We start from the raw sequence: 14983 nt of genomic DNA on the forward strand, positions 1-14983 counted from the left end.
AGGCTCAGGCCGCCACGCTGGCGGTGAACAGGTAACCGGCGCCGTGAATGGTGATGATCAATTGCGGCTCGGCCGGGTCGTCGTGCAACTTGCGGCGCAAGCGTCCGACCAGCACGTCGATGGAGCGATCGTTAGGCACCCATTCGCGGTTGCGGATCTGGTCCATCAATTGATCGCGGCTCAAGGTGTGGCCGCTGTTGCGCAGGAACACGCTGAGCAATTGGTATTCACCGTGGGTCAGTAGGGTTTCGGCGCCTGTCTGGTCGATCAGCCGGCGGCGGTCGGTGTCCAGCGCCCAGTCGGCGAACTGTTTGACCGGTTTGGCGATGGCCGCTGCCGGTTGCGGCGTTTGCGCGTGACGCACCCGGCGTATCAGGTTTTTCGCCCGGGACACCAGTTCGCGTGGATTGAGCGGTTTGATCACGTAGTCATCGGCGCCGCATTCAAGGCCGACGATGCGGTCGATTTCGTCGTTGCGCCCGGTGATCAGAATGATCCCGACTTCCGAACGCACCCGCAACTCCCGGGTCAGGGTCAGGCCGTCCTTGCCCGGCAGGCGGATATCGAGCATCACCAGATCGACCGTCTGGCTCGCCAGGAAAGTCTCGGCCAGCTCCGCTGTGGCGGCGCAATGCACCTCGTAACCTTCCTGGGACAAGTAGGCCTGCAGCAGTTCGCGAATCAGCGGATCGTCGTCGACGATCAATACCCGAGGAGTCATCGCATGGTGTCCCGCGTGTGCCCGAAGGCGTGTTTCTTATTAGAGTGTTTTGTTGCTGTGGCGCCAGAGAGTATCGACTGCTGAACGACTGATCAACAGCCCGTCGTCTGGACGCAAAACCGCTGGCGGCCGCCCGCCTGCAATCCGTCGACCCAGGCTTCGCAAATCTGGATGCCCTGCTCCGGGGTGAAAGTGCCGGGGTTGAGGCCCGACTCCAGCCATAAACCGTCGAGCAAGGCGCTGAGGCTGATGGCGGCGAGATCAGCGTCGAAATTTTCCCAGTTTTCTTCCTGTGCCAGGTCGGTCAGGACCTTGCGCAGGATGCCGCGGTACTCGCCATAGGAATGCTCGTGCGCGAGGTTGATCGACTCGGCCGTGCGCACCGCGCCCCAGAATGCCAGCCAGGCGTCGATCAATTGCGGATCGAGCAATTCGGCGGAAAACGAACCGCGGAAGAACGCCGACAGACGTTCGCGGGCGTTGGGGGCGGCGTGGGCCATGGCGTCGCGGAGCAAGCTCATGACCCGGCCGGTGATCGCCCGGTAGGCTTCGGCCACCAGTTCATCCTTGCCGGAATAGTGATGGCTGATCAGCCCGACCGAGACACCGGCTTCGGCGGAAATCTTGCGGATCGAGGCGCCCTGGAAACCGTGGCGCTTGAGGCACACCAGCGTCGCCTCGATCAGATTGGCCTTGCGCAGCTCCGGCTCCATGCGGGAAAAACGGGCTTCCTGACTCATGCGCGACACTCTCCGTGGATCAATCGTTAGGGACGCGGTGGGTTAATCCGCGCGCTGAACGACTGTACAGCAAGAGGGTGGAAAGTCTCTAGTCGGTTGCATGGGGCTGAGACCGTGTCGCGCCCATCGCGGGCAAGCCACGCTCCCACATTTGATCTGTGTAAACCGGCTATTTTGTGCCAGACACAAAACCCTGTGGGAGCGTGGCTTGCCCGCGATGGGGCCCGCCGATTAATACAGGAACATCAGTCAATCCCGATAACCCGGCGCCACCCGATCAAGCAATCGCAGCATCGCAGCCCAAGCCAATTGCATGGCATCCGGGTCGCTCAACTCACCATCTTCCAGCGGCCGGCCCGGATCATTGAACTGACGCTCGGTGTGTTCACAAACCTCCGCCGGCGGCAAAACCAACTCCCCCGCTGCCTGCGCAGCAAGCTGTATTTCGCAAGCTTTCTCCAGGTAATACATCCGCAAAAACGCCTGGCTGACGGTCTCCCCAACGGTCAACAAACCATGGTTACGCAGCATCAACACCGGCTTATCGCCGAGGTCCTGCACCAGACGTTCCTGCTCACTCAGGTCCAGCGCCACACCTTCGTAATCGTGGTACGCAACCCGGCCATAGAACTCCATCGAGATCTGGTTCACCGGCAACAACCCGCACTTCAACGCCGCGACCGCGCAACCGGATTTGGTGTGGGTGTGCAGCACGCACTGCGCATCCTCACGAGCCCCGTGAATCGCACTGTGAATCACAAACCCCGCCGGATTCACCGGGTACGGCGACGCCTCCACCGCCCGGCCATCCAGGCCGATTTTCACCAAATTGGACGCGGTGATTTCATCGAACATCAACCCATACGGATTGATCAGGAAATGATGCTCAGGCCCCGGTATGCGCACCGAGATGTGGGTGAAGATCAGATCGGTCATGCGAAAATGCGCGATCAATCGGTAACAGGCGGCCAACTCCTCACGCAGGCGTTGCTCGGTGGCGCTGCGCTGAGAAAACGTGGCGATCTCGTTCATTGTTCTAGGTCTCCAGGCTGATCGACTGGGCGAAACAGTAAGGCTGGACGCGCTGCCACGTCCAGCCGTTTGCGACTACTTGCTGGCCCAGGCGTTGAATCGCTCTTCAAGCTCTTCGCCGTGATCAACCCAGAACGCCACGTCCATCGACAGCGCACCCTTCAGGTTTTGCGGCGCGGTGGGCACCCATTGCGCGAGCTTGCTGTCCAGTTTCGCGGCAGCTTCGGTATTGGTCGGGCCGTACGGGATCTGCTCGACGTACTTGACCTGAGCCTCCGGTTGATTGGCGAAGGCGATAAAGCGCTTGGCCTGATCGACATGTTTCGAGCCTTTGATGATCGCCCAGTAATCCATGCCATACAGACTGCCCGGCCAGACCAGCCCGAGGTGACTACCGCTTTGCGCGGCAGCGGCCACACGTCCGCTGTAGGTCGAGGTCATCACCACATCCCCGGCCGTCAGCCATTGCGCCGGTTGCGCGCCGGCTTCCCACCACTGGATATACGGCTTGAGCTGGGTGAGTTTGGCGAAGGCGCGGTCGACACCTTGCGGAGTGTTCAGCACGGAATACACGTCCTCGACCTTCACGCCGTCGGCCAGCAAGGCGAATTCCAGGTTGTACACCGCGCGTTTCCGCAGGCCGCGCTTGCCGGGGATTTTCTGTACGTCCCAGAAGTCTGCCCATGACGTCGGGGCCTGCGCCAGTTTCTGCGTGTCGTAGGCAATCGCCACGCTCCACACCAGCGCCGCCGAACCGCACGCCTGTGCCGCATCGGGTATCAGTTGGTCGGCGTGACCGAGTTTGGTCCAGTCGAGTTTCTCGTACATGCCTTCGTCGCAGCCGCGCATCAGGTCCGGGCCTTCGATCTGCACCACGTCCCAATCGGCGTTGCCGGTGTCGACCATCACTTTGATCCGGGCCATCTCGCCGTTGTATTCGCTCTGGATCAGCTTGCTGTGATCCGCGACGCTGAACGGCTGGAAAAACGCCACATCCTGGGCTTTCTGGCCGGCGCCGCCGTAACCTACCACCACCATGTCCGGTGCTGCCTGAGCGCTGCCCAGGCCCATGGCCAGCGACAGCATCAAGGGATAAAAACCGTGCTTGAGTGTGTTCGATTTCATCAGTGGTTCCTCTTGCAGGTGCCACGCGACTCAACGCCGCCGTGACCCATTTTTATTGTTGTGAGGTTCGCCCCTGGTGCGGGCGCCAAATGAATCTACTGCGAGCGCCAGTAAAAAAACAAGTTGATTTTTTACTGAAGGTAAATTTCTATAGGCAAATAATAACAACGCCGAAAACCCGGCCTTTCGGCTTCAGCCTGCCTGGAGTACCTGCACCATGCCGTCCTCTTCCGCCGCTTTTGCACACCTGTTCGAACCCTTGCAGCTGCGGGGCAAACGCCTGAAAAACCGCATCATGTCCAGCGGTCACGATACGTCGATGCCCACCGACAACCTGGTCAACGAACAACTGATCGCCTATCACACCGCGCGCGCCGAAGGCGGTGTCGGGCTGATCGTGCTGCAAGTGGCCGGGGTGCATGACAGCGCGCGGTACACCTCGCATGTGCTGATGGCGACCGATGACGCCTGCATCGAGGGTTATCGGAAAATCGCTGACAGTTGCCATGCTCACGGGACCGTGGTGCTGTCGCAGATTTTCCACCCGGGCCGCGAAATCATGGAGTCCAGCGATGGCCTGCTAGCCGTCGCGTATTCACCGTCGGCGGTGCCCAACGAACGCTTCCGGGTGATGCCGCGAGCGCTGGATCAAACGATGATCGACGAGATCATCGCCGGCTACGGGGCGGCCGCCCGGCGCTTGTATCAGGCCGGAATCGATGGCGTGGAAGTGGTCGCCAGCCATGGTTACTTGCCCGCGCAATTCATCAATCCACGGGTCAACCGTCGCACCGATGGCTACAACGGCGAGCTCGAACAGCGTCTGCGTTTTCTGCGCGAAGTGATCGCCGCCGTGCGCGCCAACACCGATGAACACTTCATCATTGGCTTGCGCATCTCCGCCGACGAACGCGATCCCGAAGGGCTGACCGAAGACGAGTCCTTGTCGGCCGTGCAATCGCTGCAACCGTTGCTGGATTACGTGCACATCGTCGCGGGCACCTCCGCTTCCTTGGGCGGCGCAGTGCACATCGTGCCGCCGATGGCGATCGAAGCCGCGTACCTGGCAAAGGAGGCCGGCACGTTCAAGGCCAGCCTGTCGATTCCATTGTTCGTCACCGGGCGCATCAACCAGCCACAGGAAGCCGAATTGATTCTGTCGCGCGGTCAGGCCGATGTCTGCGGCATGACCCGCGCGCTGATCTGCGACCCGCAAATGCCCAACAAGACCGACACTGGCCACGTCGAAGATGTGCGCGCCTGCATCGCCTGCAATCAGGCGTGCATCGGCCACTTCCACAAAGGTTTGCCGATTTCCTGCATCCAGCATCCGGAAACCGGGCGCGAGCTGATCTTCGGCCAACGGCAACCGGCGAAGCAACGCAAACGCATCATGATCGCGGGCGGTGGTCCCGCCGGCATGAAAGCCGCCGCCGTCGCCGCCCAGCGCGGACACGACGTGACCCTCTACGAGGCCAGCTCGCAACTCGGCGGCCAGGTTTTGCTCGCGCAACTTTTACCGAAGCGCGCTGAATTCGGCGGTGCCAGCACCAACCTGCAACGGGAAATGGAACTGGCCGGCGTGCGCGTGGTGCGCAACACCCGCGTCGACCGGGCACTGGTGGAACGCGAACGGCCGGACATGGTGATCGTCGCCACCGGCGCCGAACCGTATTGGCCGGCGTTCGAGCGCGGCGGTGAATTGCAGGTGGTCGACGCCTGGCAAGTGCTGCGCGACGAGGTACAAATCGGTCGTTCGGTGGTGGTGGTCGACTGGCGCTGCGATTGGATCGGCCCCGGCATCGCCGAACGCCTGGTCCGCGCCGGGCATCAAGTGCAACTGGCCGTCAACGGCACCCATTGCGGCGAAAACCTACCGCTGTACGTGCGCGATCAACTGGCCGGCGAACTGCACAAACTTGGCATCCCGATCACCCCCTACGCCCGCCTGTATGGCTGCGACGACAACACCGTCTACCTGCAACACACCGCCAGCGGCGAACCAATGCTGTTCGAAAACATCGACACCCTGGTGCTCTGCCAAGGCCATCAACCCGTCGACACCCTCGGCGCAGAACTGCAAGGCCTGGTGGAGTTTCGCCGCATCGGCGACTGCCTCGCCCCACGCACCGCCGAAGAAGCCATCTACGAGGGTTTGAAAGTCGCCTGGGAGCTTTAAGGCTGTTTATACTCCGGGGTTTTGCGAACCCCGGTTTGGAGCACGCCATGAGCAACAGCAGCAAGATGCAGCCTGCCACCGGCGCGCCCACACAGGACAGCGCCACGCCTTCGGCGGAACCGCATTTTCTCGGTACTCGGATTCGAGGCCTGCGCAAGCGCCGCGGCATGACCCTGGCCGAACTGGCGCAGATGAGCGAATTGACCGCGGGCTACATCAGCCAGCTCGAACGCAACCTCGCCTACCCTTCCATCCCGGCCCTGTTCAACATCGCCCGGAGCCTGGGCGTGACCATTCAATGGTTCTTCGCCAGCGAAACGCAAACGGCGCCGGAAGATGACGGCATTGTCGTGCGTAAAAACACCCGGATGAGCGTGCATTACGAAGATGGCATTGTGGATCATCTGCTGACGCCACAGCCGAATCGGCAATTGGAAATGCTGCACTCGCGTTTTCCGCCGGGGGCTTACAGTCAGCAGAGTTATAGCCATGAAGGCGAAGAAGCTGGGTATTTGCTGTCGGGGAGTTTTGAGCTGTGGGTCGGGGAGCGGCATTTTTTGCTGGGTGAAGGGGATAGTTTTAGTTTTTCCAGCCAGGAACCGCATCGTTATGGAAATCCTGGGGAGGTGGATGCGGTGGTGATTTGGGTGGTGACGCCGCCTACGTTTTGAGGGTTGGATATTCGCTCAGAGACTTTTCTGTTGAGCTGGCTCGTCAACAGACAGCATGAGCGGCGGCTGCGCGGCCAGCTCTGAATCGGTGTCAGCGTGCGCTTGAGGTTGGGGTTTGGCGGTGAACAATGGGGCTAATAGTCGCCGTATACCTCTTTCAATCGATGTGAGGAGGCCAAAGGTGACGAAGCCGAAAATCAGCCCCGCGACCAGAATACTCAACGGGTGTATTCGGGAAGCGTCAGAGCTGTCCATCATGTAAAAGAAGGCCTGAACACCCGCGGCCACACAGGCCGCTACGGCTGCTATCAGCTTCACAGACAACCAAAGCCGTTGCCATCTGTTCATGCGTCCTCCGTCATGCGGATATTTGTTGTGTATTGCATGATAGCTAATGACAGGGATTTGCCTTCGAGCAGTCGCTTCAGGTTTTGTGTTGCACGGTTAGCTGACTATCCGAGTGACTCTTGATGAAGTTGTAGGCAAAATCCGAGAGTTGCGTAAGGGGGTACGCTTGCTGTGCTTTTGAGCAGGTTGCCACCTTGTTGGCCATATATTCGGCGGGATACTCTCCAGACGTCGCTGAACATTCAGCGATCGGGCTTGGTAACCCGTCGAGTTACGCAACAGCGCTTCCTTCACACTTTCTGGCAGTCTTACGCCTGCGGACCTTGTGTTATGGCGGCTGTGCGTGGGACGCCTTCTGGCGTGCCGGTTTCCTTGACTCCCGGTTTACCAACCTGCGCGCAGCTGCCACCCATTCGCTTGGTAACGAAAGTGGCAGCTCCTTATGTCAAGGAGTTGGACAAATGCACACTGTAAATACGTACAAATTTGGTCTTTTCTCTCCGCGCGACGCCATGTTGCGTAATGCTCCATCGCTCGACCTCTTCCAAAACCGCCCCTTCACTGGAGGTGGAAAATGACCGAGCCTGCAGAAGCAAAAACGATCGGCTTTACCCCTATCTATTGCTCAGACAACGCAATGTTCCACGTCAGCGCGGGTGTGCCCATCAGTGTTGCATTGGAACAGGCCTCTGATTTCCTGTTCCTGGCCAAGGCGCTAACAGAGGATGCTGCTTATGCAAAAGACACCGACCGTCATGCTTGGGCTGCGCACTATTTGACTTCGATGGGAAAAGCGCTGATCGATGATGTGGTGAAGGCTGTTTCGCCACGACCTGTTAGACCGAGTATGAAAGTCGCAAAATAGCGACTATTCATTCCAGATGTTTGCCCCGACCATGTCGGGGCCTCTGAACAATTGACGCTGTGCATGAGCAACGAACCTACCCGCCGCAACGCACCTACATTTTCGCGCACATCTCAACATCAGACTGCGTCTTCACTTCCGTTTCAATGCCCAATCTGTATTTGCAGTAGTCGATGATGTCCTGGCGTAACTCATCGCTCAGGGTCTCTACCTTTCGGTAGTCACCGTCGTTGGCGTGTATGTTGAAAAACTTCATTCTCAACGTCGGTGTTCTTTTCACGAAGAAGATGGTGTTGACCTCACCGTCTGAAACCTCGTTGTAATAGCCAATATTTAGCACCACCAGCAATGCAAGCACGCCTGCTAATAGGACGTACTTCATTCTGCGGCCGGCCGAGGGGGTGGCAGAAGCTGTGTTTTCGTGCGGATGTTTCTGACCAGTTCCATACCGATATTCCCCGGACAAATCTTGCCGTCTCTGTCCTGGCCCGGAAATTCTCTGTGCCCACCAAAGCGCTCAATGACAAATACACTTTTCAGAGCTTCCACCAGGTGCAGCAATGCGTCTATTTGCGGCGCAGGTATCACATTCGTTGTGTTGTAGCCCAGGTACTCAAGGGTTTCACGACCTTTGGCAACCATGTCTCCGCCCTCTTCTGCGGTTGTCAGATTTTCCAGAAGGACGATGCCGATAACACCTGTGTTGAATAGCTTGACGCTGGATGCCTGCAACCGAATATCACGGCCTTCTAAAACGGTGCCGTCGCAGGCGATGCCGTAGTGATAGCCGATGTCGTCGTATTTATTCCCCATGTGATGGGCTTGAACGCCTTGCATCTGTTTGACTCCACCGGGCGTGCATTCGTATGACCGGCCAGCATGGTGTAACGCGATCATGGTGTAGTCCCAGTCCTTCACCATGTCCGGCTTTCCTTTCACGGCGCCCCACGCTGAGCGCTCCGTGAAGGTGTGCCCAAGTGACTGCACCGTTTTAATAATCGCCTCGCGAGTGGCAGCACGGTCATTGATGGTGATTGGAACAGGGCACATGAATTCGCCCGGCTTGATTTCCTGGGCGGTCGCCTCTGTAGCAAATTTGGCACCCATTCAAATGCCCTCCGTCATTTCGTGAAGGGTGCGCGCGGGGGCGCTGAATTTAATATGCAGGGATATTTTAGAGTCGGGTGAAGGTGCCTTCACGTGGGCGATACCGTTCGCATCGGTCACGCCCGGGATTTGCACACCATCAACAGTGGCGACAAATTCCCGTAAAGCCAAAGGCTGCCCAGTTTCGCTATCACTAACACTGAACGTCTGCCCGAATACTTTTTGAATCGACAACGGCAACGGCAACGGAGGAATGAAAGGTGCGGGTGTGTGACTGCTTCCAATAATGATGGTGCTCGAACCCGCTGTGACGGTGTTCCCATGAGCTCCAATGCTCCCCACGGTCGCGGCATTTAACCGTTGATAAATACAGTGGTGGAAAACTCACCGACTATGGGGCTTCCGCATGCGCTCTGATCAGTTTTTCTGGCCGCGGCCAAACCGTCAAAAAAAACATCGGGGGAGCCGGAAACGATGGGGTTTGTACCATGCCCAGGCAAGGGACACGCGGTAGGGTCAGTAATTCGGGCGGCAGGCTTTGCCATTTCAGATTCCTTTCTGGTTACGCTTAATGAGGGCAGCAATGTACCACCGGGCGTTTCGAAAGGCTCCAGAAAGACGACGCACGCCGGTAGACAAACAAAAAACCCGGCACTAGGCCGGGTTCCTCTATTTCATTTGCGTCATTCATTATTGGTTTGACCAACAGCCCTACTCTATTTCCGTCAGGAGCGGATTATCTCTCTCGGAACTCATCGCGCTGGCTATGGAGAACCTTTCATCGACGACGTCCCCAAGTCAAGCCGACCATCACTTGAAAACCTTAGCGTCGTAACTCATTCTTTTTACTCTCCCTTTCCCCATAGCACAGCAACTTGGAGAGTCTCAGATTGAGGTGTGTGTTAAGGCACTGAGAGGTAATGGCCGGGTTAGTACGAGGGTGTTTTGCCCTAAATTTGCCTTAAACGAAACACCATAAACGAAAAAGCCCCCGTAATCTTCAACGATTACGGGGGCTTAGTCTTATTCAATAATGGCGGAGAGATAGGGATTCGAACCCTAGGTACCGGTGAAGGTACAACGGATTTCGAATCCGTCCCATTCGGCCACTCTGGCATCTCTCCAACGGCGCGCATCATAACAACACTTTTGCCGGAAGCGAACCCCCCTAAGCAAAATAATTCTGTGCTATCAGATGCTTGCGTCGATTAAAGCGGTACGCCCAGACGATTGGCGACTTCTTCGTAGGCTTCGATGACGTCACCGAGGCCCTGACGGAAGCGGTCCTTGTCCATTTTCTTGCCGGTGGCCTTGTCCCACAGGCGGCAGCCGTCCGGGCTGAATTCGTCGCCCAGGACGATGGAGCCGTCGTGGAATACGCCGAATTCGAGTTTGAAGTCGACCAGCAGCAGGCCGGCGTCGTCGAACAGTTTGCTCAGGACTTCGTTGACCTTGAGCGACAGTTCTTTCATGCGAACCAGTTGCTCGGCGGTGCCCCAACCGAACGCCACGACGTGGGATTCGTTGATGAACGGGTCGCCCTTGGCGTCGTCCTTCAGGAACAGTTCGAAGGTGTAAGGGTTGAGCTTCATGCCTTCTTCGACGCCCAGACGCTTGACCAGGCTGCCGGCGGCGTAGTTACGCACGACGCACTCGACCGGGATCATGTCGAGCTTTTTCACCAGACATTCGTTGTCGCCCAGCAGTTTGTCGAATTGGGTCGGCACGCCGGCGGCTTCGAGTTTCTGCATGATGAAGGCGTTGAACTTGTTGTTCACCATGCCTTTGCGGTCGAGCTGCTCGATGCGCTTGCCGTCGAACGCCGAGGTGTCGTTGCGAAACAGCAGGATCAAGCGGTTAGCGTCGTCGGTCTTGTAAACCGATTTGGCTTTGCCGCGGTAGAGTTCTTCACGTTTTTCCATGATGGGCTCCGCTTGCTAAGTAGGTGGGCTAGGCGATGTGTCGCCAGTCGAGCCCTGAATCTTGATCGGCCAGTTGCAGCCAGTCGGGGTCGCACCCGAGGGTGTCGACAAAACATTGCCGGGCCAGCTGCGGCAGGTTGTTCTTGCTGCTCAGATGGGCCAGGACCAGATGTTGCAGGCCTTGCCAGCCCAACTCGGACACCAGGAATGCCGCCTGGTGGTTGTTCAAATGTCCCAGTTCACCGCCCACCCGCTGCTTGAGAAAGTACGGGTAGTGACCGCGAGCCAGCATGTCACGGCAATGGTTGGACTCGATCATCAACGCATCGAGGTCCCGATAGCCGTCCAGCACCGTGTTGCAATACGAGCCCAGGTCGGTCAGCAGGCCGAAGCGCCGCTCGCCGTCGCTGAAGACGTATTGCGTCGGCTCCTGCGCATCGTGGGCCACGGCAATGACACCGATGCTCAGAGCGCCGATCTGCAGTTGCTCGCCGCCAGCCAGAAGGCCAGCCGGTTCAATCGGTTTGCGCATCCCGCGCAGGGTCCCGCGACTGAGGTAGACAGGCAGATTGTAGCGCCGAGACAGCAAACCCACGCCATGCACGTGGTCGGCATGTTCGTGGGTCACGAGTATCGCGCTCAACTGCGCAGGGTTCACACCCAGGCGCAGCAGGCGTTTTTCGGTTTCTCGCAGGGAGAAACCACAATCCACCAGCACGTACGTGTCATCGCTGGCTACCAGCGTGCCGTTCCCTTGGCTACCGCTGCCGAGAACGGCAAAACGCATGTGATCAGCCCAGTTTGTCCTGAATCTCACTCAACACTTTACGCGCCACGTCTGCTGGCGCCACGGTGTTGATGTTTTTCTCGACGGTGACCTGGACGTTTTCACCGACCTTGCTCAGGCGAACCTGATAACGCTCGGCACGGGCTTCAACTTCTTCCTTGCTCGGCGCACTGCCGAACAGGCCGCTGAGGAAGCCAGGCTTCTCGTCTTTCTTCTCGGCTTTTTCGGACAGGTTGATGTAGTACAGGCCCAGGCTGCGGTTGATGTCTTCAACGCGCCATTCGCCCTGTTCCAGCGCACGACCGACGCTCGACCAGGCACGGTCCAGGTCGTTGCCGACGTTCAGAACCGGGTTGCCGCTGCCGTCTTCGCTCAGGCTGATACGACTTGGCGTATCGAAATCACGCGAAGCCAGCATGGAGACCGAACCGCCCTTCTCCGAAATGCGGCTCATGCTCGCGAGCATGTCGTCGACCAGTGCTGCGTCCAGGCCGGTGTTGACCGAACGGTTGGTGAAGTCCACATCGGCGGTGCTGCCGGCAGGACGCTCGGCGCTGACCACATAGATTTCACTGGTGTTGCGCTGCACGCCCGGCTCGATCCGAACTCGCACGCGGGTTTCGCTGTCGGTGCTGACGCCGGCTGCGCTCAGGCGTTTAGCCATCGCTGCAGACAGTTCGTCGGAATGCTGCCAGGTCGTGGTGAATTCACCAGTCTGTGGCTTCTGTTCATCCAGACGGAAACCGTTGTCCTGGAAGAACTGCACAGCCACAGGCCAGGCTTCGGCCGGAGGGTTCTGCGCCAGGATCGAACGCGAATCGCCGACTTTCTGCAGGGAGTAGGCACTGGCATCGGCCGACGCCGACAACGGCTGCGGACGAGGAACGACGTATTCGCCCTTGGCGGTGTCATCGGCCACGTTACGCGGGATCGGCAGCAGCGGATCCAGACGTTTGGCAGTGGTGACATCCGGTGGCAATTGCATGGGTGCAGTCTGTTGCGCTTCCAGGTAGTCGCTACCACGGTCACGGAAATAACCTTCCGGGCCCCAGACCCATCCACAGCCACTGGTGCTGGAGATAATCAAGGCAAGTGCGGAAAGTCCGGCCATTCGCTTCATGCGTTGTACTTCCTCAATTAAACCAGGACACTGCACTGGCGCAGGGCCGAGCGAAGCGTTTCATGACAAGGTGTGCTCAGCCAGGTCAGCGGCAGGCGAATGCCTTCATGCATCAGGCCCATTTCGACCAAAGCCCACTTCACCGGAATCGGGTTGGCTTCGATGAACAGGTCCTTGTGCAGCGGCATCAATTTTTCGTTGATGGCCCGTGCAGTCTCGGCGTCGCCCTTGAGCGCGGCCTCGCACAGGTCGGCCATTTCGCGCGGGGCGACGTTGGCGGTGACGGAGATGTTGCCCTTGCCGCCCATCAGGATCAGCTCGACCGCGGTCGGATCATCGCCGGACAGCACGATGAAGTCCTTGCTCACGCCATCAATGATTGCCTTGGCACGCTTCAGGTCGCCGGTGGCTTCCTTGATACCGATGATGTTCGGCACGGTGGACAGGCGAATCACGGTCTCGGCCTGCATGTCGCAGGAGGTGCGGCCAGGAACGTTGTAGAGGATCTGTGGAATGTCGACCGCTTCAGCGATGTGCTTGAAGTGCAGGTACAAGCCTTCCTGAGTCGGCTTGTTGTAGTACGGAACGACCAGCAGGCAGGCATCGGCGCCGGCCGCTTTGGCGTTGCGGGTCAGTTCGACGGCTTCGCGGGTCGAATTGGCGCCGGTACCGGCGATCACCGGAATACGGCCATTGACCTGCTTGACCACGGCCTTGATGACCGCGATGTGCTCGTCGACATCGAGGGTTGCCGACTCGCCGGTAGTACCGACCGCGACAATGGCATGGGTGCCGTTTTCAAGGTGGAAGTCCACGAGTTTGCTGAGGCTGTCCCAGTCAAGACGCCCTTGTGCATCCATGGGTGTGACCAGTGCCACCATACTGCCCGCAATCATGAAACCGCTCCTGCCGGAAAAAGAGAGCGGTAATGGTACTGGCGCCAAGATGCTTGCACAAGCAAAGTACTGCGCTGCCGCCATTCCCCTTGGCGTTGCTTTTCGCTACCCTTCAGACTTTGATCGGTACTGATAAGCTCGTACGCCAGGTTCCAGCCTCCATTTACGGCATCACAAGCCCCGATCCAGCGTTGCCACCCCTCGCTCCTGCCTCACTGGAGCACGTTGCAACTTGTGGCTCGGGTTTTCTGAATTCGCATCCGCAGGCTTGTTCCAGGAAAAAGCCCTTAGTCGTACCGACCGCTCATCGCTTTAGGAATGCTGCATGTCCACCCCCACAGTTCGCGAACAATTCCTTGTCATCAGTGCCCTCGGCGCCAACCCCATGGAGCTGACTAACGTCCTGTGCCGCGCCAGCCATGAAAATCGCTGCGCCGTGGTTACTTCCCGCCTGACCCGTCATGGCGAGTGCAGTGCGTTGATCCTCGAGATTTCCGGTAGCTGGGACGCCCTGGCGCGTCTGGAAGGCAGCTTGCCGAGCCTCTCCAAAAAGCATGCGTTCACCGTCAATGTGGTGCGCAGCGCGGCCCTGGAGAACCGTCCTCAGGCACTGCCTTACGTGGCTTATGTCAGCTCGGCGTACCGCTCGGACATCATCAATGAGCTGTGCCAGTTCTTCATGGACCACAACGTCGAGTTGGAAAACCTGACCTGTGACACCTATCAGGCGCCACAAACCGGCGGCACCATGCTCAATGCCACGTTTACCGTGACGTTGCCGGCCGGCGTGCAAATCAGCTGGCTGCGCGATCAGTTCCTGGATTTCGCCGACGCGCTGAACCTGGATGCGCTGATCGAACCGTGGCGCCCACAAAACCCAATGTAAGGAAGCTTTCATGGCCGTTGCCATCGACCAACCGGTTGCCGACTTCGAAGCACCCGCCACCAATGGACAGACCGTCAGCCTCGCGGGCCTTAAAGGCAAGCAAGTGGTGATTTACTTCTACCCGAAGGACAGCACGCCGGGTTGCACCACTCAAGGCCAGGGTTTTCGCGATCAGCTTGACGCGTTTAAAGCGGCCAACACCGAAGTGTTCGGCGTGTCGCGTGACAGCCTCAAGTCCCACGAGAACTTCAAGGCCAAGCAGGCGTTCACCTTCGAGCTGATCAGCGACAAGGAAGAAGCGCTTTGCCAGCTGTTTGATGTGATCAAACTGAAGAAGCTGTATGGCAAGGAATACATGGGCGTCGATCGCAGCACGTTCCTGATCGACAAGAACGGTGTGCTGCGTCAGGAATGGCGTGGTGTGAAGGTGCCGGGGCATGTGGATGCGGTGTTGGCGGCTGCTCAGGCGTTGAACAAGGCCTGATTTTTTGGCGCCTGTTCGGGCGCCTTCGCGAGCAAGCCCGCCCCCACATTAGACCGGGTTTTTCCTGAAGGAATGCGATCAAATGTGGGGGCGGGCTTGC

The 14983-nt window shown here is 58.6% G+C and carries 16 protein-coding genes, 1 tRNA gene and 1 pseudogene; 5 read left to right on the forward strand and 13 right to left on the reverse strand.

Annotated features, from left to right (window positions below):
• Nucleotides 1-4: 4 nt before the first annotated feature.
• From EAH78_RS03975 to EAH78_RS03990, 4 genes are all read right to left on the reverse strand, one after another.
• Complete coding sequence (locus EAH78_RS03975) at nucleotides 5-721, reverse strand: response regulator (RefSeq protein ID WP_140665958.1); 717 nt, start codon at nucleotides 719-721, stop codon at nucleotides 5-7.
• A 92-nt stretch (nucleotides 722-813) separates the two neighbouring features.
• A complete protein-coding gene (locus tag EAH78_RS03980) occupies nucleotides 814-1461 on the reverse strand; it encodes a TetR family transcriptional regulator C-terminal domain-containing protein (protein ID WP_140665961.1) in 648 nt (215 codons plus the stop codon).
• 249 nt (nucleotides 1462-1710) lie between these two features.
• A complete protein-coding gene (locus EAH78_RS03985) occupies nucleotides 1711-2493 on the reverse strand; it encodes a class II aldolase/adducin family protein (RefSeq protein WP_140665964.1) in 783 nt (260 codons plus the stop codon).
• 75 nt (nucleotides 2494-2568) lie between these two features.
• The gene (locus tag EAH78_RS03990; RefSeq protein WP_140665967.1) at nucleotides 2569-3618 is read right to left on the reverse strand and encodes an ABC transporter substrate-binding protein; all 1050 of its coding nucleotides are present in this window, start codon (nucleotides 3616-3618) and stop codon (nucleotides 2569-2571) included.
• Nucleotides 3619-3835: 217 nt separating this feature from the next.
• Here EAH78_RS03990 and EAH78_RS03995 point away from each other — a divergent pair, with 217 nt between their 5' ends.
• Both EAH78_RS03995 and EAH78_RS04000 read left to right on the forward strand, forming a co-directional pair.
• Nucleotides 3836-5797, forward strand: a complete 1962-nt coding sequence (locus tag EAH78_RS03995; protein ID WP_140665971.1) for an FAD-dependent oxidoreductase — start codon at nucleotides 3836-3838, stop codon at nucleotides 5795-5797.
• A 65-nt stretch (nucleotides 5798-5862) separates the two neighbouring features.
• Nucleotides 5863-6468, forward strand: a complete 606-nt coding sequence (locus tag EAH78_RS04000) for a cupin domain-containing protein (protein ID WP_140666802.1) — start codon at nucleotides 5863-5865, stop codon at nucleotides 6466-6468.
• Nucleotides 6469-6483: 15 nt separating this feature from the next.
• On the opposite strand, the gene EAH78_RS04005 is transcribed toward EAH78_RS04000, so the two are convergent.
• Entirely contained in the window at nucleotides 6484-6816 is a 333-nt protein-coding gene (locus EAH78_RS04005; RefSeq protein WP_140665974.1) for a hypothetical protein, read from the reverse strand.
• Nucleotides 6817-7390: 574 nt separating this feature from the next.
• On the opposite strand from EAH78_RS04005, the gene EAH78_RS04010 reads away from it, so the two are divergent.
• Entirely contained in the window at nucleotides 7391-7681 is a 291-nt protein-coding gene (locus EAH78_RS04010; protein WP_140665977.1) for a DUF3077 domain-containing protein, read from the forward strand.
• 94 nt (nucleotides 7682-7775) lie between these two features.
• Here EAH78_RS04010 and EAH78_RS04015 read toward each other — a convergent pair whose 3' ends face one another.
• The 8 genes and pseudogenes from EAH78_RS04015 to dapA all read right to left on the reverse strand — a co-directional run bounded on the left by EAH78_RS04015 (nucleotide 7776) and on the right by dapA (nucleotide 13513).
• Nucleotides 7776-8063 (reverse strand): hypothetical protein, encoded by a 288-nt coding sequence (locus EAH78_RS04015; RefSeq protein ID WP_140665980.1) that lies wholly within the window; start codon nucleotides 8061-8063, stop codon nucleotides 7776-7778.
• On the reverse strand, nucleotides 8060-8788 hold the full coding sequence (locus tag EAH78_RS04020; RefSeq protein ID WP_140665983.1) for a peptidoglycan recognition protein family protein: 729 nt from the start codon (nucleotides 8786-8788) through the stop codon (nucleotides 8060-8062). Before EAH78_RS04020 ends, EAH78_RS04015 begins: the two co-directional genes overlap by 4 nt.
• A pseudogene (locus tag EAH78_RS04025) lies at nucleotides 8789-9333 on the reverse strand (PAAR domain-containing protein).
• A gap of 489 nt (nucleotides 9334-9822) precedes the next feature.
• Nucleotides 9823-9912 (reverse strand) — tRNA-Ser (locus EAH78_RS04030).
• 84 nt (nucleotides 9913-9996) lie between these two features.
• On the reverse strand, nucleotides 9997-10710 hold the full coding sequence (purC, locus tag EAH78_RS04035; RefSeq protein ID WP_007944067.1) for a phosphoribosylaminoimidazolesuccinocarboxamide synthase: 714 nt from the start codon (nucleotides 10708-10710) through the stop codon (nucleotides 9997-9999).
• Between the two features lie 28 nt (nucleotides 10711-10738).
• Nucleotides 10739-11497, reverse strand: coding sequence for an MBL fold metallo-hydrolase (locus tag EAH78_RS04040; protein ID WP_123433871.1), 759 nt, complete (start codon nucleotides 11495-11497; stop codon nucleotides 10739-10741).
• A 4-nt stretch (nucleotides 11498-11501) separates the two neighbouring features.
• On the reverse strand, nucleotides 11502-12617 hold the full coding sequence (gene bamC / locus EAH78_RS04045; protein WP_140665986.1) for an outer membrane protein assembly factor BamC: 1116 nt from the start codon (nucleotides 12615-12617) through the stop codon (nucleotides 11502-11504).
• A gap of 17 nt (nucleotides 12618-12634) precedes the next feature.
• Nucleotides 12635-13513: a 4-hydroxy-tetrahydrodipicolinate synthase gene (gene dapA / locus EAH78_RS04050; RefSeq protein WP_140665989.1), complete on the reverse strand. Its 879-nt coding sequence runs from the start codon at nucleotides 13511-13513 to the stop codon at nucleotides 12635-12637.
• 325 nt (nucleotides 13514-13838) lie between these two features.
• Between dapA and EAH78_RS04060 the strand changes: the two genes are divergently transcribed.
• On the forward strand, nucleotides 13839-14399 hold the full coding sequence (locus tag EAH78_RS04060; protein WP_027925530.1) for a glycine cleavage system protein R: 561 nt from the start codon (nucleotides 13839-13841) through the stop codon (nucleotides 14397-14399).
• Nucleotides 14400-14409: 10 nt separating this feature from the next.
• Nucleotides 14410-14883 (forward strand): peroxiredoxin, encoded by a 474-nt coding sequence (locus EAH78_RS04065; protein ID WP_140665992.1) that lies wholly within the window; start codon nucleotides 14410-14412, stop codon nucleotides 14881-14883.
• The last annotated feature ends 100 nt before the right edge of the window (nucleotides 14884-14983 follow it).

It is taken from the genome of Pseudomonas arsenicoxydans (genome assembly GCF_006438915.1).
GTDB lineage: Bacteria > Pseudomonadota > Gammaproteobacteria > Pseudomonadales > Pseudomonadaceae > Aquipseudomonas > Aquipseudomonas arsenicoxydans_A.